Source organism: Cupriavidus laharis (assembly GCF_914271435.1).
Classification (GTDB): domain Bacteria; phylum Pseudomonadota; class Gammaproteobacteria; order Burkholderiales; family Burkholderiaceae; genus Cupriavidus; species Cupriavidus laharis.
Map to the genome: position 1 here is coordinate 1 of NZ_CAJZAI010000047.1, position 1,088 is coordinate 1,088.

Genomic DNA, 1,088 nt, shown 5'->3' on the forward strand with positions numbered 1-1,088 from the left:
ACAAAACGCAACGGCGAAAGATACCATAAAAGCACTTTTCCGTTGCGGTATCTGAAGTCTCCAACCCGTACTACACGCAACACCTCAGAACATACCAGTAGCGCGCATAATGTATATTATGTTAAATTTAGCATGAAAAGACCATGATCGGCTTCGCGACAGCTTTAGCGCACAATAAAGTCAGAATTTTATACAAAACCGGTCAATTACGTACCAGGCCGATATTGCGTGATCTCATCACGCTGTGATCAACTTGCTTCCAGCCGCAATCCACGAGACATCCATGTTTCACTGTGAGCGGAGTTTTTTTAACCATCTTCACGGATTAATTTCTTTCCTCACTCACTCACGTGATCACGACAAATCCACCATTCGCTCATGCGAGTACACATCGCGCGTTGATGGAATGAAGATCTCGCTGGATTCACTCCAGGTCGTCGAATCCATTGCCCGCCGAGGCACCTTCGGCCTTGCCGGCAATGAATTGCACAGAGCGCCTTCGTCCCTGAGTTACGTCGTCCAGAAACTGGAGAGCGACCTGGGAATCCGAGTATTCGACCGTAGCGGCCACCGCGTACGCCTGACCAGGGCGGGAACTGTCCTGGTGGAGGAAGGCAGGCAGGTACTGCGATCGGCAAGGGAACTGGAGGACCGGGCCAGGAGAACCGAAGCCGGCTGGGAAAATGAGCTTGCCATCGCAACAAATGGTCTTGTGCCGTTCGATGCCTTGCTTTCGTTCATTCCATCCTTCCAGGCCGCGATTTCCCATACCCGCTTGCGGTTTTCGCATGACCTGGCAGGAGACTGCTGGCAAGCCCTGTTCGACAACCGCGTCGATCTCGTCATCGGTGCCATCGGCAATCCGCCTGCCGTGCATGAGCTATCCATCGTTCCTGTCGGAGACCTGAAGCCGGTCTTCGTCGTTTCCCCCCGCCATCCGCTTGCAGCAACGATGGAGCCGCTTGCCTGTTCCGCACCGGCGCGAGTCAAGCTAGTTGTCGCCTCGGTCATGCGGCCAATGTCTGTATATTGACGCTCCCAGAATGCGTCTGGACGATGGAATCGCGTTCGGGGTTCAGGGTCACTGC

1 protein-coding gene is annotated in these 1,088 nt (G+C 54.1%); it reads left to right on the forward strand.

Annotated features, from left to right (window positions below):
• Positions 1-283 precede the first annotated feature (283 nt).
• Positions 284-1,033: a LysR family transcriptional regulator gene (locus tag LDO29_RS28060; RefSeq protein ID WP_224082983.1), complete on the forward strand. Its 750-nt coding sequence runs from the start codon at positions 284-286 to the stop codon at positions 1,031-1,033.
• The last annotated feature ends 55 nt before the right edge of the window (positions 1,034-1,088 follow it).